The sequence below is a fragment of the Vibrio hippocampi genome, from assembly GCF_921292975.1.
In the GTDB taxonomy this organism is placed as follows: domain Bacteria; phylum Pseudomonadota; class Gammaproteobacteria; order Enterobacterales; family Vibrionaceae; genus Vibrio; species Vibrio hippocampi.
The window spans coordinates 312,635-335,457 of the sequence record NZ_CAKLCM010000002.1 but is presented as its reverse complement, the minus strand read 5'-3'; the positions used below and the strand labels follow the sequence as shown (position 1 = coordinate 335,457).

Genomic DNA, 22,823 nt, shown 5'->3' with positions numbered 1-22,823 from the left:
AACTAAGGTCGTAAAATCACAGTATGTGGGGTTGTCATTGACGGGTCAGAGCGAATCAAGACACCATCTTCCGTACGGATTTGGTTTAGCGTATCTAAGTCTCGGCCGATACGGTCCGCAGGCAAGAAGCCCTGCGCAGACGCTACAACTATTCTTGACTGCATCCCCACAACACGAGCATTGACTAACACACCGCCGTCTTGGCGCAGCATTGTTCCGGTCAGGACAAACTGGATCTGCTGCTCTTTGGCTAAGTCTTGCCAGTCACGGCTAAAGGCAAAATCACCTTGACTCGTCACCTGAATCGAACCGGTTGTCTTATAGTCAACGACTTTAAAACCTCGGCTCTGAAACTGATGAATAAAACCTTCTGATACGGAGTTACCCAGCCAGTTAGTGGCGTCTAAGTTTTGTAAATCGACAAAGGACGCAACCGCGATTGGCGTACGTGCAGAGATACTGGTATTCGACTTGACCAGTTCATCAGTTAGGCTCTCTACAAAAAAATCCATGGTATGTCTCGGGCTCTGCATCAGCATAAACTGAGATCCCGCGTAGGATTCTTTACCATTGTAGATTGGTGAGTAGGCACAAGAGGTCAGTGTTAACACCGACGCCATCAATAGCCACTTTTTCATTTCACACTCTCCAAAGTTATTCATTGGGGCAATCATTCTTTACGCTATGTAAAAGCTGGAACAATCTTTGCTTTTCTAAAAATGCTCATAATTAGAAAGCCCGCTCCAATCTTCGCTGATTCGCTGATTTAGTGAATAACGAAAGCAAATATTGTTCCGCATTTGGATGTGACCATGAAAAAATTTATTTTCTCTTTAATTTCAACCACGTTAGCCAGCTTAACCATCAGCAGTGCTCACGCGGCTTGGTATGAAGTGACGGGTGTTGCCACCATCGTTTCCTCTGAGAAGGCGGCACGTCTGCACGCGCTAGAGGACGCGGTATATAAGGCGGTAGACTTTGCCGGTGCCGATATCGGCACATTGGCTCAGCTTGCCCCTTTATTAGAAGAAGAAAAAAGTCAGTATCAGTTTGTTAACTCTGAAGTTAGACATATCGTGATCGACAGAACCAGAGTGAGCGGCAATCAGGTGCGGATCAAGGCAAGGCTGGACATCTACCCGACGGCAAAGGCTTGCCATAACACCATGTACAAAAAAACCATTGGCGTGGCAAATTTTGAGATCGACGATCCTCAGCAAGCGGTAATGGGACAAATTTATAAGGTGGGGCATGATTTCAGCTCATTGGTTGAAAAACAGCTGGCAAATCGCTCTTACAGTTTTGTGTCTGTCGGTACCACCCGCTACCAAATCGAGAAAGCCCGACCAGAGCACATCAAGATGATTGCCGATGATCTTGGGGCACAATACTTAATCACCGGACATATTCGTGATCTCACCGCGACGGTCACGCAAGGAGGTCTGTTGAAAGACGATGTGATTAACCGTCAGTTTGCTATGGATCTTAAGGTTTTTGATGGCAAAACCGGTCACGAGATCAACCAATACTCCTTCCGAGAAGTGGCACAATGGCCATTTGCGAAAACCAGTAAGGTCGACACCACCAGCGCCCGCTTCTGGACCTCAACCTATGGGGAAATGATGCAGCGTATCAGCCGTAACATTATGTTGGCACTTGAATCAGACATCTCTTGTAAGATGACACTCCCTGAAGTGGTCGCCGCCTACGGCAATACCGTGACCCTAGATCTCGGTCGTGTTCATGGGGTAAAAGAGGGGGACAAGTTAACGCTTTGGCACACCGGCGCCTTTATCGACCAAAACGGCATCCCTCGTAATAAAGTGAGCCAGAGTGACATCACTCTGACCGTTTCGCGCGTTTACGAGAGAGAAGCCGAAGCCGTCGTTGACCAAGCCAATTTAGCCAACAGTATTCAAATTGGCGATGTGATGCACAAACAATAGGTTAAGTGACCGGCAACACGGCAAAGCAAAATCGCTTTTAGTAACATAACCTAAAAGCTCTCGTGGCACAGCTGGATAGCGCAGCCCCCTCCTAAGGGGCAGGTCACAGGTTCGAATCCTGTCGGGAGCGCCATATTTAAAAGGGCTAGCAAGTTAGTTAGTGACTGCCAGCCCTTTGTTGTTTTTGGGTTGAAAAACATATCTTTGCGCTTTGAAGGCTGGTATGGCACTCACTCCAAATGCTTAACATAGTGTACAAACGACACTTCCTCGCCATTCATATTAAAAGTATTTGTTTCCCTAACTGTTTCCGAGAAACCTTGCTTTTCTAAGACTTTCATTGAGGCAATATTGTTAGTCGTTGTCTTCGCATTTAATTCCTTTAAGCCTAATTTATGTTTTGCGACATCAATAAGGTAGTTCAAAGCTGCTGACCCATAGCCTTTGCCAGTTTGATTGCGGCAAACACGGTAACCAATACTTCCCACTCCATTCGATAGTTCTGTTAAATTTGCTCGTGCAATAATTGTGTCGCCTAAGTAACCAACATAGAAATAACTAGCGCCAGAATCCTGTTCTCGCAAAAGCGCGTCTGAAGCACAACTAAAACCGACTAGCGTTTGATATGCTCTAGGTCGAGGAGGAACAAACAATTCAAACCACTCTTTGTTTCTGGTTTCGAAGTCAAAAAGGGCTTTGTAATGTTCTTGATTTAATTGATGAACTTTCATAGTACTCCTTGAGTGCTAGCTCAATTCAGGACTGAGGCACGCGATTCCAATAAAGCTCGAATGGAAGAACACAAAGCCAGAACTCGCAATCGAGGAAAACCATGATTTGATGGGAAGAAGATTCCTTAATGATCTAGATAATATCTTTGAATTTCTCTAAGATTTCAAGCCTAAGGCAGCAGAGAGTGCTGCCCACCTCGTTGAAACCGATTCCAAACCGAAAGTACCAAGCGTTGCGAATCGCTCTTAAAAACCTTTCCTTCGGCGTGTTATACAAACTCTCTAACCGTATGAGTCACACCATTTTCTAACTAAGACTTCAAAAGGCTGCTTGATTGGTACACCTGAATCGAGACTCTGATTTATATGAAGTGCATCCTTCGTTTCTTTGTACGCTTTCATGCCCGATGAATTCGCCCAGTAATAAAGCCCCCAATTAGGCAGGTTCCATAGTGGGTCATATTGGTTATATTCATAGTCAACATAATAGAGTACTTCATTCATCACTACGAAATTATCAGGAAAGTAATCAATGTTGAGGTCTGATGCTTTTAGCACACGAGCCATTTCAAAAACTTGTTTCACACAAGCGTCTGGTAAAGAAGCTGCTATAACTAGGTCGGTAACAAGCTTTCCATCAATATATTCTTTTAGCAAGAAGTTGTGATCTGCATTCGCTTCCAATAGTCGGGGGAGTTTGATACCCATACGCTCTAATTTTTTGAATGCTACAACTTCTAGGTCTACTTTATTGGCATCACCAAACGAATAGTATGCACACGGTTCATAATGCATGAATTTTATCACATACGTGCTTACATCATTTTCTGCCAAGTAAGAATACCCTGATTTCCCTTTACCCAAAAACCTCCGAATGGTCACATCACCTAGTGTCGTGGCAACCCGTTCTCCAACTGCATTGGTGATGTCCATATTTGACCTCTCTTGTATAACGCTGATTTGATGCCTATCAACTATTCACAACCTACTATATTAATTCCTCAATTTTAAATTCAAAGCTTAGAGTGCAAACTAAGAAACCAGACCGCTCTGTAGCGCGAAATTCAGACGATTATTTGTAGTAGAAGTATTCATCCTCAAGTGACGCCAAGGCTATCTAAAGAGAAAGTCACTACGCAACAAAATTTTAGTAGTCGCTGAAACGAAGAGACGAGCGGCTCAATACAGTGATCACCCTGCCAACTCCAGACTTACCTCAAGCCAATATTAGACAAATGAAACTGCATTCATATACAGTTTCATTTGTTTGGTGGTTCAATGGAATGACTGGTTTTAAGAGAACTAGTGGTTGCAGATCTATCTCTACATTGATTAAAAGGAGAAGGCTTATGTCTCAAGAATTCGATGATATTCCGTCAATTATTTCCCATCTATCATTAAGCACCAATCAACTTGAAAAGGCGCTCAATTTTTACGATCAAGTGCTGGCAACCATTGGCGCAAGTCGTCAAGAGGAAGTCCCTAACGTTGCCGTTGCATACGGCAAGAAGTTCCCCGAGTTCTGGGTGCAACTCCCATACAATCAAAAGCCTGCAGAGGTTGCGAATGGCGTGCATTTTGCCTTTATTGCCAACTCAGAAAAGGCCGTGCATGCTTTTTACGACACCGCCTTAAAGCTGGGGGGAACCTGTGACGGCGCACCGGGACCTCGTCCAGAATATGGGGACCCATACTATGGTTGCTTTGTCCGAGACTTGGATGGACATAAGATTGAGGCTGTATTTTGGGACGAGACAAAGTTGATACCGAATGGAGCAATCCACTAGCTCTGCCTTTTTCTAGATATTAGCGCTCTAGCTCTGACAGGACTTCTTTTAGAGTAAACATACCGTTCAACGCCGCTGGAAATCCAGCATAAACCGACATTTGAAGTATGATTTCCTTAAGTTCTGTTTGAGTGCAGCCGACATTTAACGCGGCATGCAAATGCACTTTCAGTTGTGGAGTACAAGTGCCCATTGCCGTTAAGGCGGCGACCGTGGCGATTTCTCTCTCTTTTAAACTCAGACCTTCACGGCTGTATATATCGCCAAAAGGGTATTCAATGGTTAACCTCGCCAAATCTGGGCAAATGTCTTCCAAACTGTCGATGACTTTTTGCCCTACTTCACCATCAATTTTTGCTAGCTGCTCTAAACCTATTTGGTACCTTGAATTATTCATCATGCTTTCCTTTTGTTTGATAACAATAGGCTAGCCGTTAGAGCTTACTCTAAGTCAAGCGTCAATTTTAAGCTCATAGACGTGGATTTTTGCATCGAGTGCGGATAAGTGCCGCTTTTGCTTTTCGATTTCTTTTTCAATCTGGCGACGATGTTGCTCAAGTAACTGTTTTCTTTCGAGCAGTGTGGTGTCTCCCTGATGTCGCAGTTCAGCGTATTGCTTGATACCGTCCAACGGCATTCCTGTTTCCTTAAGACGGACAATAAACTGAACCCAGTCGATGTCCTTGTTAACAAAACTCCGTCGCCCACCAGAATCACGGTGGATATCTCTTATTAACCCTATCTTCTCGTAATATCGAAGTGTATGGGCTGATAAGCCCACCAATTTGGAAAATCGCGTTATGTCCATATAATGAGCCCAGATTATGTTGTTTGTACTGTCGCCGTTATCTAGTCTGCCCCTCTTAGCCCTTTGGTCAAAAACTCAATCAGGCGACGAACTTTGGTTGATAAGTGGCGATTATTGGGATACACCGCCCATATGCCTTGCTGCCCCTGTCGATACGCTTGCAAAATTTCAACCAAACAGATGTGAAGCTCGAGTTCGGACAATGAATACGGTTCACCGTATTTTTTAAGGTAGTCAGGAGAGGCACAAACTCTTATCTGACGTGACGCAAGTTGTTTTGCCATCATACTTGAATCTGTGAGGTGTCCAAGGCGAATCGCCAAGTCAAAATCTTACTCTATTAGGTCAAAGGTTTGATTGGACAACACCAACTCTAACTCTATCTGCGGATAAAGCAGCATAAATTGATTGATCAGCGGTGAAGCTCTGTTGTTCGGCTACGGCGACAAACTCGGTCACACCGATGATCGTTAGCATGATCGGTAACTTGATCGGTGCTGACCGATCAAATTCGAATTTCGTTAGAGATATTATATAGAACAACGCCTTAGCGAATAACCTCGCTAAGGCGCTTTCGTTTATTCTCGCTTACGTTTTTGCCATTACGGCGCACTGTCTACTTCAACTGGCAGGTAGTGCTTAGGCTCAATTTTCAACCACTCTGGCAAAATCGTACCGATGGAGATTGACGACCAAGTACCCGATAACACGCCAATAAACATAGCGGTTGAGAAGCCCGCTAATGCTGAGCCGCCAAGCAACCATAATGCACTGACGGTAATCAAGGTCGTTCCTGAAGTGACCATGGTACGTGAGAAGGTCGTCATAATCGCTTGGTCATTGATTTTACTGGTCGGCCAATCTTGCTTGGAGACCAGCAGCTCACGTATTCTGTCGGCGATAATGATGGAGTCATTGAGTGAATAGCCGAGTATGGCAAGAATGGCGGCAAAGACGGTCAAGTTAAACTCCATTTGCGTGGCCGCAAAAAAGCCTAGCACTAAAACGACATCGTGAATCAATGCCATCAGTGCGCCGCTGGCTAAGCGCCATTCAAAGCGAAAACATAGATAGCCGAGAATCGCTAACGTTGAAATAAGCAGAGCCAATCCGCCTTGTTCAAACAACTCCTGACCAACTTGAGCGCCAACAATACTGTTGCTGACTACCTCAACTTGAGTTGAGATTGGCGTTAATATATCAACGACGTTCGCCTGAACATCACCACCTTCCGGTGCCGAATAGCGGATCACCCAACGCCCAGCTTCACCCGACGCGGTCACAGACGTGGTATCACCCAACTCCGGCTTAAGGGTTTTAAGGAGTTGTTGGTTAGTCAATGACGGGGCGACTTTCACCTCGGTCACCATACCTCCGGTGAAGTCCAATCCCAGATTCAGACCGTTAACAGATAAACTCAGCAGCGAGACTGCCATCAGAAAAACGGAGATCCAAGTCGTCAAGTAGCGCAATTGACGCATATTTTTCTTAATCGTATTCAGCATCTTTATACCCTTACATCACGACGGGCATCGCGGCCCCAAATGAGATTGATCATCGCTCTTGAAGCGAATACACCGGTGAACATACTGGTCAGTAGTCCTAGCCCTAAAGTGAGTGAAAAGCCCTGAATCGGTCCATTACCGATGGTGTAAAGAATCACGGCGGTAATCATAGTGGTGACGTTGGCGTCCAAGATGGTTGAAAAGGCACTATCAAAGCCAGCATCAATCGCTTGAGCAAAGCTGCGACCTTCTCGCATTTTGTCTCTGATCCGTTCAAATATAATTACGTTGGTGTCCACCGCCATACCGACAGTCAATACCAATCCAGCAATGCCCGGCAAGGTCAACACTGAACCCGGTATCAAAGCAATTAACCCCAGTAAGCAAACCATATTGGTACATAAGGCCACATTAGCGACCCAACCTAATCGGCGATACCAGCAAGCCATAAACAGCAGCGTTAACCCCATGCCAAGCGCCAGTGCAGCAAAGCCATTTTTGATGTTTTCAGCGCCTAAAGAAGCGCCAATGGTACGCTCTTCGACTAAGGTCACTGGAGCAGTTAATGAGCCAGCTCTTAACAACAGCGCGAGTTCTTGAGCATCCGCCATACTGCCAGCGCCCGTAATGCGAAACTGGCTGCCCAGTTTGGATTGGATGGTGGCGACGCTAATCACGCGCTCTTCAAGTTGAGTCGCGCCCTGTGCATCTTTGGTGTATTCGCGGTAAACCGTTGCCATGGGTTTGTGGATATGGGTTTCGGAGAAATCACTGATCTTTTTACCACCCGCTTGGTCAAGTGAGATGTTCACTTCGGACATCCCCATCTCGTCAACGCCCGCTCTGGCGTTAACAATATGCTCGCCCGTCAATACAGGTCGTTTGGCCACCACAACCTGACGACCATCATTATCCTGCAACACTAGATTTTGCTTGCTTCGAGCGCGGTCGCCGTCTAGTACCTCATAAAAAGCCAGACTGGCGGTCGCGCCAATCACGTTCTTCGCTTGTGCGGGATCTTGGACACCTGGCAATTCAATCCGTATCTTGTCCTTACCCTGGCGCTGAACCATGGCTTCGGTGATCCCCAACTCTTCGATTCGACCACGCATGATCTTCAGGTTTTGTTCTACCGTAGTGGTTTGAAACTCCACCATACTCTGCTCAGTCGGTGTGAGCTCAAGACCACGACTGGTGCTGGTCAGTTGCCAAGTGGGGTAATTTTGACGAATAAAATTCTGCACCGCACTTCGCCCTGCATCGCTGTCTGTTATCACATTGATAGCGTTGTGTGCGTTGGCTCGCACCTGAACACCTCGGACTCGCTGTGCTCTTAGAGAAGTTTGCAGTTCATCCATCAACGCATCACGCTGTAGAGCAAACGCTTTTTCTATATCAACATCGAGTAGGAATTGCACCCCGCCACGTAAATCTAACCCTAGCTTTATCGGCGCAAAACCAAGGTCGCTAAGCCATTGCGGAGCAACTGAGACATAGGCAAAGGTAATGTTGTCATCCTTTGATAACGTATTGTCCAACAATGTACGTGCAGCGGTTTGCGCTTGTTCATCGGCAAAAACTAACGTGGTTTTATCGCCCTGTTGGGTGATCTGGCTTGCTTCAATGCCTTTGGATTGCAACAACTGCGATACCGCTAATGGCGAATTAAGATAAGGGCTATCCTGCTGCGAGGTGATCTGGATCGACGGCTTCTCTCCAAACCAGGTAGGAATAGCGCTGAGTCCCAAAATAATGATGGTGGTCACCAACACAATATATTTCCATGCCGAGTAGTGGTTTAACACTCGGCGCTGAGTATGCGTTCTTTTCATATACTTTTTGTCCCTCTGCCAACAGGCAGAGTTATCTTTTAATAACAGATTCGGTGGCTGGAGTTGCCCACAAGGACCTCAATCGGCGCTTGCAAATTAAAGCGCTTATAAACAAAGACGCTTGCGAACAAAGCCACTAATAGGAAGCACCTAAGTGCCAAAAAGTGATTTAAGAGAAGAACTGACTATTTAATGCCACATACAGGGCATTGGTTTCTTTCCAGCCTGAGATGCGATGGGATCGTGAATAATGAAAGTGGTGAGAGGTCTGTTTCCAACGAGCGACGTTTAATCGCGTCGAATCAGTAAATGCCGCACTTTTCGGATGAGAGTAAGGCTGTTCTAAGGAGTCTGATTCAGACTCTAAATCTTTTCTTTGAACATAAGCATGGCGATAGTAGTTAACTATCGCGACGACTTCTTCGCTAAAACGAGTTTTTGATTTCGGGGCTTTCGGGGTGACGGATTCGCTTTCGGCAAGAGAAAGGGTTACTCCCTTATAATGCGTGAATCCATCGGAAGGTGTGGCTGCTTGAAAAAGCGTTAAGCCCGTTTGGCTAGATAATGGATGATGTTGCCATTCTGCAGATGTGCCTTGCACTGGCATAAACACCAGCATAAGTAACAAGGTCAACAGAGTTTTCATCACATTCCGATACATACAGACTTACTTAAATAACTTACCTAAAAAGTTAATTACTCCGTGAATGACGCATAACCATCTTGGTTGGGGACAGCCGATCAAATAACTCGCTGCGGCGCTTAACCTAACCCAGTTGGGCGATGGGGATTTTGATTATGCACAAGATTCTATAAATCACCTATCAATTATTCTATCAGCAGCGAATTATTCTATCGGCAGTAGGTTAATCCATTGAAACCGTGATACTTGAAATACTCATTATCTAAAGAATAATAGTGGCTTCACCGAAATGAGTCAGCCACTGCTAATTTCACCTAAACCGTTACCCAAATAATTTATCTTAAACTTTGTAAATTACCTATAATAGTGAAATATTAACCTATAAGTTCCGGCCAGATACGCTGCCAATCATGGGGTCTGAGTGCCTGTCTAGTCACTTTTCCTTGAGTGTTTTTTTCTATCTGAACACAAAGTATTGGGTTAAGATTTTGCGATACACTGATAGCCTTTCTTAAATAACCTATTGAAGTTTCGCAGTTTTCTGCAAAAATCATTTGTTGATAAGGTTTCAAAGTATTTAGATAATTACGTAATTGTTCCATTCGTTACCTCCATATTTCTCTCTTGAACATACCTAGAGGTTAAAGCTTTATCAATACCTACAGGTCATTTACCTATTGGTAATCAAGCTGTTATAGTGATCGGGTTAAGAGTGATAAATGGAGAGAACGAACAATGGATAGGTATGAGGTCAGAAGACTGAATTTGTTACGAATTCGTAAGGATCGTTTTGACGACAAAAACGCCATGTTAGCAAGAGCTATCGATCGTGAGGCCTCATATGTGTCGAGAATGTTGAGCCCACCAGGTAATGAATATAAAAAACGTATCTCGGAGAAAATGATCGAAATCATTGAGACGGCGTTGCGATTGCCCAGCGGCTACTTAGATGACCCAGCTCACTGCGATCAAACTTTACCGTTGCCGATACAGGCAGAGCTAAAGCAAGTGACCCATTTAGACAATATGATGGTGTGGAATGGAGAGACGCCATTAGCCGAAGACGAAGTGGCTGTGCCGCTGTTATCTGATGACGAGATGATTGTTGATGACAACGTCATAAGAGAGCCCAAGCGCGGCAATAAAACCTACCTTAAATTCACTAAATCCATGCTGTATCGATACGCGATTGAACCCGAGGATGCCATCTGTGTGACCATGCTAGGAAAAAGTATGGAACCCGTGTTACCTCAAGGCTGTACCTTGGGTATTAACTGCGGTGATCAAACGTTAGTCGACGGTAGCCTGTACGTGCTCGCTCATGCCGGAGAGGTGTATATACGAAAACTCTACCACCTTCCGGGACAGGGAATGCGAGTCGTCAGTATTAACCACACTGAATATCCAGCTCGAGAATACACCCGGTCCGAAATCTCTCAACAAAACATTACGATTCTTGGGCGAGTTTTTTGGTACTCAGTGATCTTATGACACTCTAGCATCATTACCTGAGCAGACTCCATCGTTACCTTTAGAACAGTGTTTTATTGTACCTGCAGGACATAGAGCGGCTGTTAAAAGACGCTCTCGGTGATGTCAGCACTTGGTCACAGAGAGCACGTTTAATCTCAAACAACCCTACAGCAAAGTTACCCTTGTTCGGAGGCCACAATATCCGCCAAGCTGTGAGGGTGCAGTTTGATGCAAATTCCTTGGTGTTTAAAAGCAACCGTTGGGTTCGCTAATCTTTCCCCCTCGCCTTTTGGGCTCGATAACTTCATCTTTATGCCTAATTTTTCGAGGTGTTGCTCTGAGCAATCAAGTTCAGGAAAGTGCTGTTGTAGGTAAGCAAGATAGTCTTGTGCTGTTTCTGCATCGGAAGGCACAACAAATTCGACATGCTCCCAACCTTCAACAGGATGGGTCTTATTGACGGCAGGATATGGGAGCTCTAAGCACTTAATGCGCCATTCCTCAATCTCAATAGGTTGCGTCAATGCGATCACCACAATCGGTCGACCATTAATATGAGCTCGAGAAATAACATCACCATACTCGCTCCATGCTTGGTCAATAACCTGTGCAACTTGCTCGTCGTTAACACGTAACGCGATATGATCCGCCTCGTAGCCTTGTAAGTTCAAGCCTAACAAAGCGCTAAGCGACTGTATTTTTGAGATAAATGGTTCGATTTCCACCAGCATCTGCGGTGGCATCAAACCTTTGTTTTGGGCGTGTTGAATCATATCTTGGCTCCTTTGTGCGATCGTGCGCCAATATACTGATTTGTCTGCGTAAGCTCAACTCAGCCGGCAAAACTGACTTAACCCAGTTCGAAGTGAAAATTCATCACTAGAGACTAGGTGGATCACACTAAAATTGTTATCATGTGCGGCTAACTGATTAAGCTATTGCTGCTGAATGCCAATTTGTCACCCCTGTTGCTAACTTATTTCTGTCACAGACGAGATAGCATCAGTTTCAATGACCCTTGGTTTCAATAACAATCGGTTTCAATAGCCATCGGTACCAATAGCAATCGCTATGACAAAACATCTAAATTCTAAGTTCTAAGAGTTGAAGGAAACGCGTGTGAATATCCAAGCACTGATCAACGATAAAGTATCTCAGGCTCTCGAAGCCGCTGGCGCACCTGCAGGCAGTCCTGCGGCGGTTCGCCAATCTGCAAAACCACAGTTTGGTGACTACCAAGCAAACGGCGTGATGGGCGTAGCAAAGAAACTGGGTACTAATCCTCGAGAATTCGCACAAAAGGTTCTCGACGTCTTAGATCTTGACGGTATCGCGAGCAAAACTGAGATCGCGGGTCCAGGTTTTATTAACATTTTCCTAAGCGAAGCGTTTCTTGCTAAGCAAGCCGATGCGGCTTTGGCTGATCCTCGCATCGGTGTCAGCGCGCAACAAGCGCAAACGATCGTTGCTGATTACTCAGCGCCAAACGTTGCAAAAGAAATGCACGTTGGTCACCTGCGCTCAACCATCATTGGTGACGCGGTAGTGCGTACGCTGGAGTTCCTAGGTCATAAAGTAATTCGCGCCAACCACATCGGTGACTGGGGTACGCAGTTTGGTATGTTGATCGCTAACCTTGAACGCGTACAGCAAACATCAGGTGAAGTCTCAATGGAGCTTTCCGATCTGGAAGCCTTCTATCGTGAATCTAAGAAACTGTACGATGAAGACGAAGCTTTCGCTGCGCGCGCTCGTAACTACGTGGTGAAACTGCAAAGCGGTGACGAGTTCTGCAACCAGATGTGGAAGAAATTGGTGGACATCACCATGATCCAAAACCAGCGTAACTACGACCGCCTAAACGTATCGCTAACTCGCGATGACGTGATGGGTGAAAGTATGTACAACGACATGCTGCCCGCTATCGTCGAAGATCTACAACAAAAAGGGCTGTCAGTTGAAGATGACGGCGCGCAAGTTGTGTTCCTTGATGAATACAAAAATAAAGATGGTGAGCCTATGGGCGTTATCATCCGTAAGCGTGACGGCGGTTTCCTGTACACGACTACCGATATTGCTTGCGCAAAATACCGTTATGAACAGCTAAACGCAGACCGCGTGCTGTACTTCATCGACTCGCGTCAACACCAACACCTACAGCAAGCTTGGACTATCGTTCGCAAAGCGGGTTATGTGCCAGAGTCTACTACCCTTGAACACCATGCTTTCGGTATGATGCTGGGCAAAGACGGTCGTCCATTTAAGACTCGTGCTGGCGGTACTGTCCGTCTTGCGGATCTTCTGGATGAAGCGGTTGAACGTGCCTCAACGCTGATCGAAAGCAAAAACCCAGAGCTAGACAGCGAAGAAAAAACCAAGATTGCCAACACGGTTGCAATGGCTGCGGTTAAGTATGCTGATCTTTCTAAGCACCGCACCACGGACTACGTGTTTGACTGGGATAACATGCTTGCCTTTGAAGGTAACACTGCGCCGTATATGCAGTATGCCTATACTCGTGTCGCTTCTGTGTTTGCGAAAGCAGGCGTGGAAATGGATGCCCTAAGCGGTGACATCGTGATTGGTGATGAGAAAGAGAAAGCACTGGTCGCTAAACTGCTGCAATTTGAAGAAGCGGTACAGTCGGTTGCTCGTGAAGGTCAGCCTCATATCATGTGTAGCTACCTGTTTGAGCTTGCTGGTCAATTCTCTAGCTTCTATGAAGCGTGCCCTATTCTTTCTGCGGACGATGCCACTAAGCAGAGCCGCCTTAAGCTAGCGGCATTAACTGCGAATACCATCAAACAAGGTCTTTCACTATTGGGTATCGATACGCTTGAGCGTATGTAATCAACCGCATTAGATAAACACGTATTAGATAAACAAAAGGCGATAAGTGAACTCACTTATCGCCTTTTTTAATGCTCTCAACAGACCAGTTTTATCACTTTCAACCTGCTATTCGCCTGTTTTCCAGTTCTATCGCTACATCTTCACTTGCAGTGAAAACGCGCCAGCCTGATTGAGGTGATAACGAATACCTAAAATATTGCCCTGCTTATCACAATCTTCCGTGCGAGAAACCTGCCCCTTATTGAGCCATACCTGTAACATGGCATCTACCCCGTCTTCACTCAGGGCAAAATGCTTGGCAAGAGCCCCACGGGTAACGCCCGGGTGGCTCTCAATATGACTTTTCAGTTCAGATAAAATCACGCGATGCTTAATTCCAATTGCTGTTGGGTACGAGCTTGCTTTTTCAAGGCTGCGTAGGTCAGTGCACAAGCGGCAATGACGATAGTAATCCAAATCGCACTGGTTAGCGGGTCATTGGCAAAGTTTAGCACTTGATAATACAAAGTCGCGCCACCGTAAGCTAAACCCATAGTCCAGACCGCAATAAAGCGTGCGTATTTATGACCAAACTCTTTAACGTAAGCACCCATCGCTGCGACACATGGCGTATAAAGAAGAATAAAGATCAAGTAAGCAAAGGCTGCATGACTGCTCACAAAGAAGCCTTTTAGATTACCAAAGATCGTGGTATCCACTTCTTGGTCTTCAGCCACGGCTTGTGAATCCGATAGGTCACCGACTTCAACACCTAAAGGATCAGAGTAACTTAGATCCGCTAGGTTGGCTGGAATAGACTCTAACGCTTCTTGCAGACTGCCCATCAGATCATACTCGCCTTCTTCACCTTCTGCTGACGTGTACAAGCTATTTAACGTACCCACGACCGCTTCTTTAGCAAAGATACCGGTAATAATACCCACGGTTGCTGGCCAGTTATCCTCTTGAACACCCATCGGAGAAAACACGGGTGTAACAAGCTGAGAAGCTTTTGATAGCACTGAATTTTCGCTATCTTCATTACCGAAAGTCCCATCAGTGCCGACAGAGTTTAGGAAGCTTAAAATCGTCACCACGACCACAATCGTTTTACCTGCACCCAGTACAAAGCGCTTCAGCTTCTGCCATGTTTTGATCAATACGTTCTGAATCGTTGGGAATTCATAGTCTGGCATTTCCATCAATAGCGTGTCGCTCGAACCCGGATAGATGGTGTGTTTCAACACCAAACCAGTAAAGACGGCGGCGACAATACCCAGTAGATAGAGAGCAAAAACGATGTTTTGACCACTGTCTGGGAAAAACGCTGCCGCAAACAACGCATAAACTGGCAAACGAGCACCACAAGACATAAAGGGTGCCATGGATGCCGCGAGTTTACGCTCGCGCTCTTGGTCTAGCGTACGCGTTGCCATGATAGACGGAACATTACAGCCAAAGCCAAGCACTAAAGGCACAAACGCTTTTCCCGGTAGCCCGATTTTTTGCATCACCTTATCAAGAACAAATGCAGCGCGCGCCATATAGCCCGAGCTTTCAAGCACAGCAAGAAATAGATATAGCGCCGCGATAACCGGAATAAAGGTGGCAACCGTTTGGACACCACCGCCCACACCATCAGCGATTAATGTCACGAGCCAAACCGGAAGGTGGTCATCAAGAAGATAGTGAGTACCATCAACAAACAGCGCACCGGTACTAATATCAAAGAAGTCGATAAACGCCCCACCAATATTGATGGCGAACATAAACATCAGGTACATCACCACGAAGAAGAACGGCACACCGATCCATTTATTCAGGATCACAGCGTCCACTTTTTCTGAGTGACTACGACTAAACTTGCCTTCGCTACGGCGCAGCTGTTTACACAGTTGATGCAAAAGCGTGTATTTGACGTTGGCTACCTGAAGATCGATATCAACGTTAGTTTGGTTTAGTGTCGCGTTAACGGTTTGTTTGTCTTGCGGTGCGAGCATATTGACGACAAGCGTATCACGCTCAAGAGCACGTATTGCAAGCGCTCTGGAATCCACCACTTGGTCAGAAAATAGCGGGCTAACGTTAGCGATAGCCGCTTCCATCTCGCTGCCATAATCGATATTGAGAGAATCAATGGAAAGACCTTGCACCACAACTTTGTGCAATTGTTCTTTCAATCCTTTGACTTGCTGTTTATCCGTTGCGGAAAGAGCCAATACTGGACAACCTAGCGCCTGCTCTAGTCCTGCGATATCAAGTTTGATGCGTTCACGTTTTAGCGCATCCATCTTGTTTAATACCACAACCATTGGGCGACCTAATTCACGCAGTTGCAGCGTCATATAAAGGCTACGTTCTAAACTGGAGGCGTCTACAACGTTGATAATTAGATCAGTTTCTTGAGTCAGTACGGCACGAGAGGCAATCGACTCATCAATACTGTTGCCATCATTGCCACTATCAAGGGCATAAATACCAGGCAAATCAGTCAACAAAAAGTCTTCGCCGGCATGTGAATATTGACCAGTACGCTTTTCTACCGTCACACCTGCCCAGTTACCGACGTGCTGCTTAGCACCCGTTAAGCCATTAAATAGCGTCGTTTTACCACTGTTCGGGTTACCGACTGTTAATATGTTATAACTCATTATTTTTGCTCCACTTCAATCGCTTGTGCAATGGTGTTACGTACAGCAAGTGATACACCACGAACTTCCACTTGCAACGGATCCCCCATTGGAGCACGACGCACAAGCTTAATGTCTGTATTGGGTAGCAGCCCCATTACCATCAGTTTCTTTCTCACGTCCGTTGAGAGGCCATCAAGTTGAGTAATGGTTGCACTGCTTCCTACTTTCAGTTCCGATAACTTCATAATTTTCCTAGAATAATATTGGTAATGAGAAGAATTAGCGTTTATTTTATAATTTTTATCCCTGCACTGACCTTGCGATAAATCAATTTTGCCCAACTTTTCGCCGCAATTGTAAGCAAGTATTATCAAGGGAGTGGTCAAGCCCCCGTCAAAAACCGTCAAATTCCATTTAATTAAAGTTATCCGAAAACACTGGTCATAAACCTCATATCGTCACTGTTCTGGCGCGATTTCAACACTCGTTTGGCGTCAATTTGATACCTCATATTGCCGTATGTACAAGATAATCAGCGGTGACTTGGGAAGACATTGCTAAGTCGTTACATTCTGAGGTGCTCGCGTTCCCAGCACACCTCAACAGCAAGCGTTGGTGTGATTTCACCCGCCGTAAGATCATCCTCCTCTGATTTTACGGCGTTTTTTTTGTCTATTGCTTTGCTAGTGGTGAATGGCTTAAATTTTTTCAATGACCTTGGTTTAGGTGAATAGTTTAGATGAATAGTTTTGGTGAATAGCTTAGGTTTAAGTGATTAAGTCGATATAACAACGCAATCTATGCTCATCATTTCTAATTCTCTGATTATTGGCGTTATAATGATCAAATAGGTTAGCAATGGACGCAAAATTATGATGACTCTCAATGGAGATGTAGGGGAAAACGAGCACTCAGAAAGTCGCCTAGACCATCTACTGATTCCCCTACTTGATATGGCCAATATCGCTTGCGGTTTCCACGCATCAACCCCTCAACTGATGACCGATACCCTTCAACTTTGTGTCGAGAATAACGTAATGATTGGCGCGCATCCGAGTTACGATGATCGTGAAGGATTTGGAAGACGCTCAGTCTCTATGCCGAACGATGAACTTATCCACCTTGTCTGTTATCAAATTGGCGCGCTACAAAGTCTCTGTCACTATCACAATACTCAAGTCAGCTACTTTAAACCTCATGGTGCGTTATATAACGATATGATGGCGTCACCGCAAATCATGCAAGCAATGCTCATGCTCGGGGCGAAACTAAAGCTGCCTGTGATGTTGCTGGCGACAGGGGATAGCGAACAACATCTTGCACTCGCCAAAAGGTTGGGCGCAGAGCTAATCTTTGAGGCGTTCGCTGACCGACGTTATCAAAACAACGGACACCTCACGCCTCGCACCCAATCAGGGGCAGTATTTCACCAGCCAGAGCAAATCCTGCATCAGGCGAACGCTATTGCTCGAGAGCAGTACGTCATCACCGCGGACGATCACCGCCTATCACTGAAAGCCGATACACTTTGTGTCCACGGTGACAATATGGCTTCGGTGCAAGTGGCGCAAAACATTCGCTCTCTGTTAGATCAAGCCAAAGAGGCGCATCAGAATCATGACTGACCATTTAAAGATATCCCCTATTTCGGAGTCGGCTTGTATTGTCTATTTTGGTGAGGCGATCGATATCGCGCTTCCACCTTTAATTGGTCAGTACGCGAATGCGGTTTGCTTACATTTTGGAAACGCCATTTTAGACTGCACACCAAGCTATACCTCGCTTGTCATTGAGTATCATCCATTGCTCTGTTCCTATCACGATGTGGTCAATTTTATTGGTCAATATCAGCCCAATCAGGAACAAACACAAACGCAACAGCCGTTAGTCACCATTCCAGCGTTTTACCATCCTAAAGTCGCCCCCGACTTAGCGCCGATGGCAGCACAGCTCAAGTTAGCGATTGATGAGGTTGTTCGCCTACACTGTGAAGCTATTTATACCGTTTGTGCCATTGGTTTTGCGCCTGGGTTTGCGTTTATGGCTCAGGTGAATCCAAAGATAGAGATGCCGAGATTGAAAGTACCGCGTAAAAAGGTTCCTAAAGGCAGCATTGGTATCGCTAACCAACAGACGGCGATCTATCCCAGCGAAACGCCCGGTGGTTGGCAAATTATTGGTAACAGTCCTATCGCCCTGTTTGATGTGTCAGCCCCACAAGATTCACTGTTAAGCGTTGGACAAAGGGTACAATTTCAACCGATTACAGAAGCGGAGTATATCGACCTTGGAGGTAAGCTATGTCATTGGTAATTGTCTCGGCGGGACACCATCTCACGCTGCAAGATCTCGGTCGCTATCGAGTCTCTCGATTTGGTCTCAGTCAAGGGGGAGCCGCCGATTTGCATGCTCATTGTTGGGGACAAAAGCTGCTCGGAAATCCCTGCCATACTGCAAGCATCGAAATCGTGTTGGGAAAAGCTCAGTTTCGCGCATCGGCGGATATGACTATTGTCATGACTGGTGCTGACTGCGATGCCAGAATTGGCTCTAGCAACCGTGCCATTCCCAACTGGCAACCCTTTCACCTTAAGCAAGGTGAGGAGTTGCTGCTTGGTCTACCTAGAAATGGGCTACGCAGCTACTTATCCGTGAAAGGTGGCTTTAATGTTCCACTCACCTTGGGTAGCGCTTCTGCTATCGAACGCAATCAAGTGGGCGGTTTAGCCAATGGTTTACCACTGGCGGCGGGAGACCAGCTTGCTTTAGCTGCCGAGACTGACAGCCTAATCGATACCTCTATTGTCATGCCACAATCGGCTATTCCGGACTATCCGCGGCAGCAAACATTGCACCTAATTCCTAGTTACCAATATTCATCCTTTTCAAATGCGACCCTTCAGCACTTATTGAGTCAGACATATCGTATCTCGCCGGATAGCAATCGGATGGGGGTTCGACTAGAACCTAATCAAGCGTCATGTTTTCAAGTTATCGACAACCATTACGATGCTAATATTATTTCCGAGGGAATCGTCACGGGATCGGTGCAAGTTCCCGATAGCGGATTGCCGATTATCATGCTGCAAGATAGACAGACGTTAGGGGGCTACAAAAAGCTCGGGACTATCGCCTTTCGCGATCTTGCTAAGCTCGCTCAAATGCGACCTGGGGATAGCTGTAATTTTAAGCTCACTGCACTCGAGTTAGAGCGACTCAAGCAACAGGCATTCTACCGATATTTCGACATTTAACGATCATCGGGCTTGTTGTTGTGTCGCTGAGTTAGCTGGTGGGGTCGCTGAGGCAAATAGTGAGACGGCGACACGCCATAATACTGCTTAAAACAAAAACAGAAATAAGAAAGATCCGAATAACCACAACGCGCCGCGACTTCCGAGACCAACAACGACTCTTGCAGTAACGCTTTGGCAGACGTCATACGAACCATCATCAGGTACGATCCAAATGTCATCTCAAACTCGGCTTTAAATCGACGCTGAAAACTTCGCTTGGACATGTACAACATTTGAGCGATATCCCCAGTGTGTAAACCCGTTTGGTGTAAATGTTGGGAGATCAAACTGCTGACTTTGTCACGCCACGCTTCCGAAGTCTGCGGTGTACTTGAGGTGATTTGAGAGTCGTTTTGGGCTGGATCTTGAACTTGGGAAAAAGTGGAGGTTTGAACCGTATGGCGTTGCTTTAGCCTGTAACGCAATTGAAGCACGTAAACAAGCAGTGCAACCAGCAACAGATGCAGAATCACAAAATAGCACAGGTATAAGAAATCGGTCATTGCTTCAAGGTCATTGCTTCAACTGAGTGGGTTAATTTCACTGCTTGTCAAATTAACCACATTCACGGTCGATCTAAAGTATTTTAGCCACTTGCGTTGACACTTTTGCCTGAAGATCACTTCACTTCCCTTGCTATCGACTCAGCCGATAACAAGGGATTCGATTAAGCACTATTTACAATGACCTAAACGACGGTACACGCGACTGCATAAGCTATTGCGATAAGCTATTGCCCTAAACAGTTAGTATAGCTGTCTGCGATCGTTTGCAAGAATTGGAAGTAACTGCCTTTCGCCACTTTGATATCGGTGCCTAGAGGATCAAGTTGACCGATGCGGGTATCGGTCCCTCTCACCACTGTTTCCACGACAGCAGGAGTATATTGCGGCTCTGAGAATACACATTTAACATTGTCATTCCTCAACGTCTTTTTAATGCCAATCAAGGTCTTTGCACCCGGTCTTCTTTCAGGACTAACGGTAAAATGACCCAGATTATTGAGTCCAAAATGGTGTTCAAAATACGCGTAGGCATCATGGAACACGTAATAACCCTCGTCTTTAACGGGCGCAAGTTGAGCCACGATTTCCGCTTCTTTGTTCGCTAAGTTGCTCTGGAACTGAGCGAGTTTAGCTTCATAAGCCGATTGGTTACTTGGATCTAGCTGAATCAGCTTTGCGGTAATGGCAGCGGCCACTTGTCCACTCACCTCAGGACCAAGCCAAACGTGAGGATCATGACTGCCATGGTTGTGACCATCGTGATCATGATGCGCTTCTTCACTACCAAATTCACGTAACGACACGCCTTCGATATCTTGAATCGTCAGTACTTTATTTTTATCAGCAAGCGATTTTTGCAAAAAGCCTTCTAAGTCAGGACCAAACCAAATCACTAAATCACTGCTATCTATGCGTTTAATATCTGACGGTTTTAACGCGTAATCGTGAGGGGAGGCATTGGTGGCTAAAAGAGAAGAGTTCGATTGAGCATCTAAAACCAATTCTTCCGTGATCATTTCAAAAGGTTTGATACTATTAAGCACTTCAAGGGCTTGTGCTGATACTGAGTACCAAGCTGTCATAAGTATTAATGTCATGGTGCGGCGCATATTCCCTCGCATAATCTAGGTAAGTACAAAACGGTGTACTGGCTAACAAAGTGTTGAGATGTTACATTATAACATTAGTTAATTGCAAATGAGTTGTATTTGATGTCAGAACTGATTTCTCTCGATAACGTCACGGTCGAGTTCAGTAAGCGCAAAGTTCTCGATAAAGTCAGTCTTACTATTACCAAAGGTGAGATCATTACCCTTATCGGTCCCAATGGTGCGGGTAAATCAACCTTGGTGAAAGTCATATTGGGGCTGCAAAAGCAGTCGCAAGGGCAGATCACGCGCAGCAAAGGGCTGCGCATCGGCTATGTGCCGCAAAAATTGAAGCTCAATGAAACGCTACCGTTAAATGTAGAGCATTTTTTGTCATTAGCTGGAAATTACAGCGCTCAAGAACGTTTGGATGCGCTAAAGCTCGTCGGGGCTGAGCATCTAATGAAAAGTAATATGCATCAATTGTCCGGTGGTGAAACCCAACGCGTCCTGATTGCTCGCGCCTTATTGAGACGCCCTGATTTATTGGTGTTGGATGAACCCGCCCAAGGTGTCGATGTACAAGGTCAAATCGACTTATACGACTTGATTGACACCTTACGTCATCGTTTTGGTTGTGCCGTGTTTATGGTTTCTCACGACTTACATTTAGTGATGGCGAAAACCAATGACGTGATCTGCTTACATCATCACATCTGCTGTCAGGGAAGTCCGCAGATTATCACCAAGCATCCGTCGTACATTGCTTTGTTTGGTAACGCGACACAGCAGACTCTTGCGTTTTATCAGCATCAACATCTTCACCATCATGATTTAGCCGGTGAGCCTGTCTCTGGTGATGCTCAGACTTGTTCAAATCACCAACATGGACACCATCATCATGATTGAGTTTTTACTGCCTTCTATTATTGCTGGATTGGGTATCGCTTTGATTGCGGGACCGCTAGGTTCTTTCGTCGTTTGGAGAAAGATGGCCTATTTTGGTGACACCTTAGCGCACGCTTCATTGATGGGTTTGGCGTTAGGTTTGTTATTTGATATTAACCTTTACCTCGCTCTTATCGCTTGCTGTATGGTGCTTGCTGTGGTTCTTGTCACCCTGCAAAAGCAACGTTTAGTGGCAACAGACACCCTTTTGGGCATATTGGCTCACAGCTCACTTTCACTGGGCTTAGTGGCGGTCAGCTTTTTAGACAACGTTCGTGTCGATTTAATGAGTTACCTGTTTGGGGATTTGCTGGCGGTCTCGCCCGAAGATCTCCTTTATATCTACGCAGGCGTTGCGGCTGTGCTTCTATTGCTAACTCTATTTTGGCGTCCATTGTTATCATCGACGGTCAACGAAGATCTCGCAGCCGTTGAGGGGGTCAATGTTGACCTTATGCGCTTGCTGATTATGGTGATGGTGGGCTTAGTGATTGCCGTGGGTATGAAGTTTGTTGGGGCGTTGATTATCACATCGCTGCTGATTATTCCGGCTGCCACCGCGCGAAAATATACCGCAACGCCAAAACAAATGGCGGTTGTGGCTTCTGGAATTGGCATGATTTCTGTGTTGGCAGGGCTGAGCTTATCTTGGTTTTACGACACACCTGCGGGGCCGTCTGTGGTGATCTCCGCAGCCGCGATTTTCTTGCTATCGCAACTGACACCAGCGAAACAATAGCCGTCCCGAATTAGCTCATTGCTGCCGCCGATGCGGCATTTAGTCACAAAAAAAGC

25 protein-coding genes and 1 tRNA gene are annotated in these 22,823 nt (G+C 45.8%); 10 read left to right on the top strand and 16 right to left on the bottom strand.

The annotated features are described in order from the left end of the window. Positions 1–2: 2 nt before the first annotated feature. On the bottom strand, positions 3–638 hold the full coding sequence (locus L9Q39_RS04005; RefSeq protein ID WP_237483835.1) for a FlgO family outer membrane protein: 636 nt from the start codon (positions 636–638) through the stop codon (positions 3–5). Between the two features lie 174 nt (positions 639–812). Here L9Q39_RS04005 and L9Q39_RS04000 point away from each other — a divergent pair, with 174 nt between their 5' ends. After that, complete coding sequence (locus tag L9Q39_RS04000; protein WP_237483834.1) at positions 813–1,946, top strand: flagellar assembly protein FlgT; 1,134 nt, start codon at positions 813–815, stop codon at positions 1,944–1,946. A 56-nt stretch (positions 1,947–2,002) separates the two neighbouring features. Beyond that, positions 2,003–2,079, top strand: a tRNA-Arg gene (locus L9Q39_RS03995). A 97-nt stretch (positions 2,080–2,176) separates the two neighbouring features. On the opposite strand, the gene L9Q39_RS03990 is transcribed toward L9Q39_RS03995, so the two are convergent. Both L9Q39_RS03990 and L9Q39_RS03985 read right to left on the bottom strand, forming a co-directional pair. Beyond that, entirely contained in the window at positions 2,177–2,677 is a 501-nt protein-coding gene (locus tag L9Q39_RS03990) for a GNAT family N-acetyltransferase (RefSeq protein WP_237483833.1), read from the bottom strand. Between the two features lie 282 nt (positions 2,678–2,959). Continuing rightward, the gene (locus tag L9Q39_RS03985) at positions 2,960–3,610 is read right to left on the bottom strand and encodes a BUD32 family EKC/KEOPS complex subunit (protein WP_237483832.1); all 651 of its coding nucleotides are present in this window, start codon (positions 3,608–3,610) and stop codon (positions 2,960–2,962) included. A gap of 416 nt (positions 3,611–4,026) precedes the next feature. Here L9Q39_RS03985 and L9Q39_RS03980 point away from each other — a divergent pair, with 416 nt between their 5' ends. After that, the gene (locus L9Q39_RS03980) at positions 4,027–4,464 is read left to right on the top strand and encodes a VOC family protein (protein ID WP_237483831.1); all 438 of its coding nucleotides are present in this window, start codon (positions 4,027–4,029) and stop codon (positions 4,462–4,464) included. A 19-nt stretch (positions 4,465–4,483) separates the two neighbouring features. Here the strand turns inward: L9Q39_RS03980 and L9Q39_RS03975 are convergent, their stop codons facing one another. From L9Q39_RS03975 to L9Q39_RS03945, 7 genes are all read right to left on the bottom strand, one after another. Further along, entirely contained in the window at positions 4,484–4,861 is a 378-nt protein-coding gene (locus L9Q39_RS03975; protein WP_237483830.1) for a carboxymuconolactone decarboxylase family protein, read from the bottom strand. A gap of 54 nt (positions 4,862–4,915) precedes the next feature. After that, a complete protein-coding gene (locus L9Q39_RS03970) occupies positions 4,916–5,272 on the bottom strand; it encodes a MerR family transcriptional regulator (RefSeq protein ID WP_237483829.1) in 357 nt (118 codons plus the stop codon). A 41-nt stretch (positions 5,273–5,313) separates the two neighbouring features. Beyond that, entirely contained in the window at positions 5,314–5,595 is a 282-nt protein-coding gene (locus L9Q39_RS03965; RefSeq protein ID WP_435532803.1) for a type 2 periplasmic-binding domain-containing protein, read from the bottom strand. A gap of 279 nt (positions 5,596–5,874) precedes the next feature. Further along, entirely contained in the window at positions 5,875–6,777 is a 903-nt protein-coding gene (gene secF, locus L9Q39_RS03960) for a protein translocase subunit SecF (RefSeq protein WP_237483828.1), read from the bottom strand. Between the two features lie 2 nt (positions 6,778–6,779). Continuing rightward, positions 6,780–8,609 carry a protein translocase subunit SecD gene (gene secD, locus L9Q39_RS03955; protein WP_237483827.1) on the bottom strand — a complete coding sequence of 610 codons (1,830 nt, stop codon included), beginning with the start codon at positions 8,607–8,609 and terminating at the stop codon, positions 6,780–6,782. A gap of 169 nt (positions 8,610–8,778) precedes the next feature. Continuing rightward, a complete protein-coding gene (locus tag L9Q39_RS03950; RefSeq protein ID WP_237483826.1) occupies positions 8,779–9,255 on the bottom strand; it encodes a hypothetical protein in 477 nt (158 codons plus the stop codon). A gap of 371 nt (positions 9,256–9,626) precedes the next feature. After that, positions 9,627–9,854, bottom strand: coding sequence for a helix-turn-helix domain-containing protein (locus tag L9Q39_RS03945; RefSeq protein WP_237483825.1), 228 nt, complete (start codon positions 9,852–9,854; stop codon positions 9,627–9,629). Between the two features lie 133 nt (positions 9,855–9,987). Here L9Q39_RS03945 and L9Q39_RS03940 point away from each other — a divergent pair, with 133 nt between their 5' ends. Further along, positions 9,988–10,743: a S24 family peptidase gene (locus tag L9Q39_RS03940; RefSeq protein WP_237483824.1), complete on the top strand. Its 756-nt coding sequence runs from the start codon at positions 9,988–9,990 to the stop codon at positions 10,741–10,743. 158 nt (positions 10,744–10,901) lie between these two features. Here L9Q39_RS03940 and L9Q39_RS03935 read toward each other — a convergent pair whose 3' ends face one another. Continuing rightward, positions 10,902–11,498 (bottom strand): VOC family protein, encoded by a 597-nt coding sequence (locus L9Q39_RS03935; RefSeq protein WP_237483823.1) that lies wholly within the window; start codon positions 11,496–11,498, stop codon positions 10,902–10,904. 346 nt (positions 11,499–11,844) lie between these two features. Here L9Q39_RS03935 and argS point away from each other — a divergent pair, with 346 nt between their 5' ends. Then, positions 11,845–13,575: an arginine--tRNA ligase gene (argS, locus tag L9Q39_RS03930; protein WP_237483822.1), complete on the top strand. Its 1,731-nt coding sequence runs from the start codon at positions 11,845–11,847 to the stop codon at positions 13,573–13,575. 135 nt (positions 13,576–13,710) lie between these two features. On the opposite strand, the gene L9Q39_RS03925 is transcribed toward argS, so the two are convergent. From L9Q39_RS03925 to L9Q39_RS03915, 3 genes are read right to left on the bottom strand one after another with little or no spacing between them, the layout of a single operon-like run. Next, positions 13,711–13,941, bottom strand: coding sequence for a FeoC-like transcriptional regulator (locus L9Q39_RS03925; protein WP_237483821.1), 231 nt, complete (start codon positions 13,939–13,941; stop codon positions 13,711–13,713). Further along, positions 13,938–16,208, bottom strand: a complete 2,271-nt coding sequence (feoB, locus tag L9Q39_RS03920) for a Fe(2+) transporter permease subunit FeoB (protein WP_237483820.1) — start codon at positions 16,206–16,208, stop codon at positions 13,938–13,940. The genes L9Q39_RS03925 and feoB overlap by 4 nt, the downstream gene beginning before the upstream one ends. Beyond that, a complete protein-coding gene (locus L9Q39_RS03915; RefSeq protein WP_237483819.1) occupies positions 16,208–16,435 on the bottom strand; it encodes a FeoA family protein in 228 nt (75 codons plus the stop codon). Before L9Q39_RS03915 ends, feoB begins: the two co-directional genes overlap by 1 nt. Before the next feature lie 627 nt (positions 16,436–17,062). Here L9Q39_RS03915 and L9Q39_RS03910 point away from each other — a divergent pair. From L9Q39_RS03910 to L9Q39_RS03900, 3 genes are read left to right on the top strand one after another with little or no spacing between them, the layout of a single operon-like run. Then, a complete protein-coding gene (locus L9Q39_RS03910; protein ID WP_237483818.1) occupies positions 17,063–17,815 on the top strand; it encodes a 5-oxoprolinase subunit PxpA in 753 nt (250 codons plus the stop codon). Beyond that, positions 17,808–18,503: a 5-oxoprolinase subunit B family protein gene (locus tag L9Q39_RS03905; protein WP_237483817.1), complete on the top strand. Its 696-nt coding sequence runs from the start codon at positions 17,808–17,810 to the stop codon at positions 18,501–18,503. Before L9Q39_RS03910 ends, L9Q39_RS03905 begins: the two co-directional genes overlap by 8 nt. After that, complete coding sequence (locus L9Q39_RS03900) at positions 18,491–19,444, top strand: 5-oxoprolinase subunit C family protein (protein ID WP_237483816.1); 954 nt, start codon at positions 18,491–18,493, stop codon at positions 19,442–19,444. The genes L9Q39_RS03905 and L9Q39_RS03900 overlap by 13 nt, the downstream gene beginning before the upstream one ends. On the opposite strand, the gene L9Q39_RS03895 is transcribed toward L9Q39_RS03900, so the two are convergent. Beyond that, positions 19,441–19,989, bottom strand: a complete 549-nt coding sequence (locus tag L9Q39_RS03895) for a helix-turn-helix transcriptional regulator (RefSeq protein WP_237483815.1) — start codon at positions 19,987–19,989, stop codon at positions 19,441–19,443. The genes L9Q39_RS03900 and L9Q39_RS03895 overlap by 4 nt on opposite strands. A gap of 227 nt (positions 19,990–20,216) precedes the next feature. Further along, positions 20,217–21,101, bottom strand: coding sequence for a zinc ABC transporter substrate-binding protein ZnuA (gene znuA / locus L9Q39_RS03890; protein ID WP_237483814.1), 885 nt, complete (start codon positions 21,099–21,101; stop codon positions 20,217–20,219). Between the two features lie 102 nt (positions 21,102–21,203). Here znuA and znuC point away from each other — a divergent pair, with 102 nt between their 5' ends. Together znuC and znuB are read left to right on the top strand one after the other, a co-directional pair. Further along, complete coding sequence (gene znuC / locus L9Q39_RS03885) at positions 21,204–21,989, top strand: zinc ABC transporter ATP-binding protein ZnuC (protein ID WP_237483813.1); 786 nt, start codon at positions 21,204–21,206, stop codon at positions 21,987–21,989. After that, a complete protein-coding gene (gene znuB, locus L9Q39_RS03880; RefSeq protein WP_237483812.1) occupies positions 21,982–22,767 on the top strand; it encodes a zinc ABC transporter permease subunit ZnuB in 786 nt (261 codons plus the stop codon). Before znuC ends, znuB begins: the two co-directional genes overlap by 8 nt. Positions 22,768–22,823: the final 56 nt, after the last annotated feature.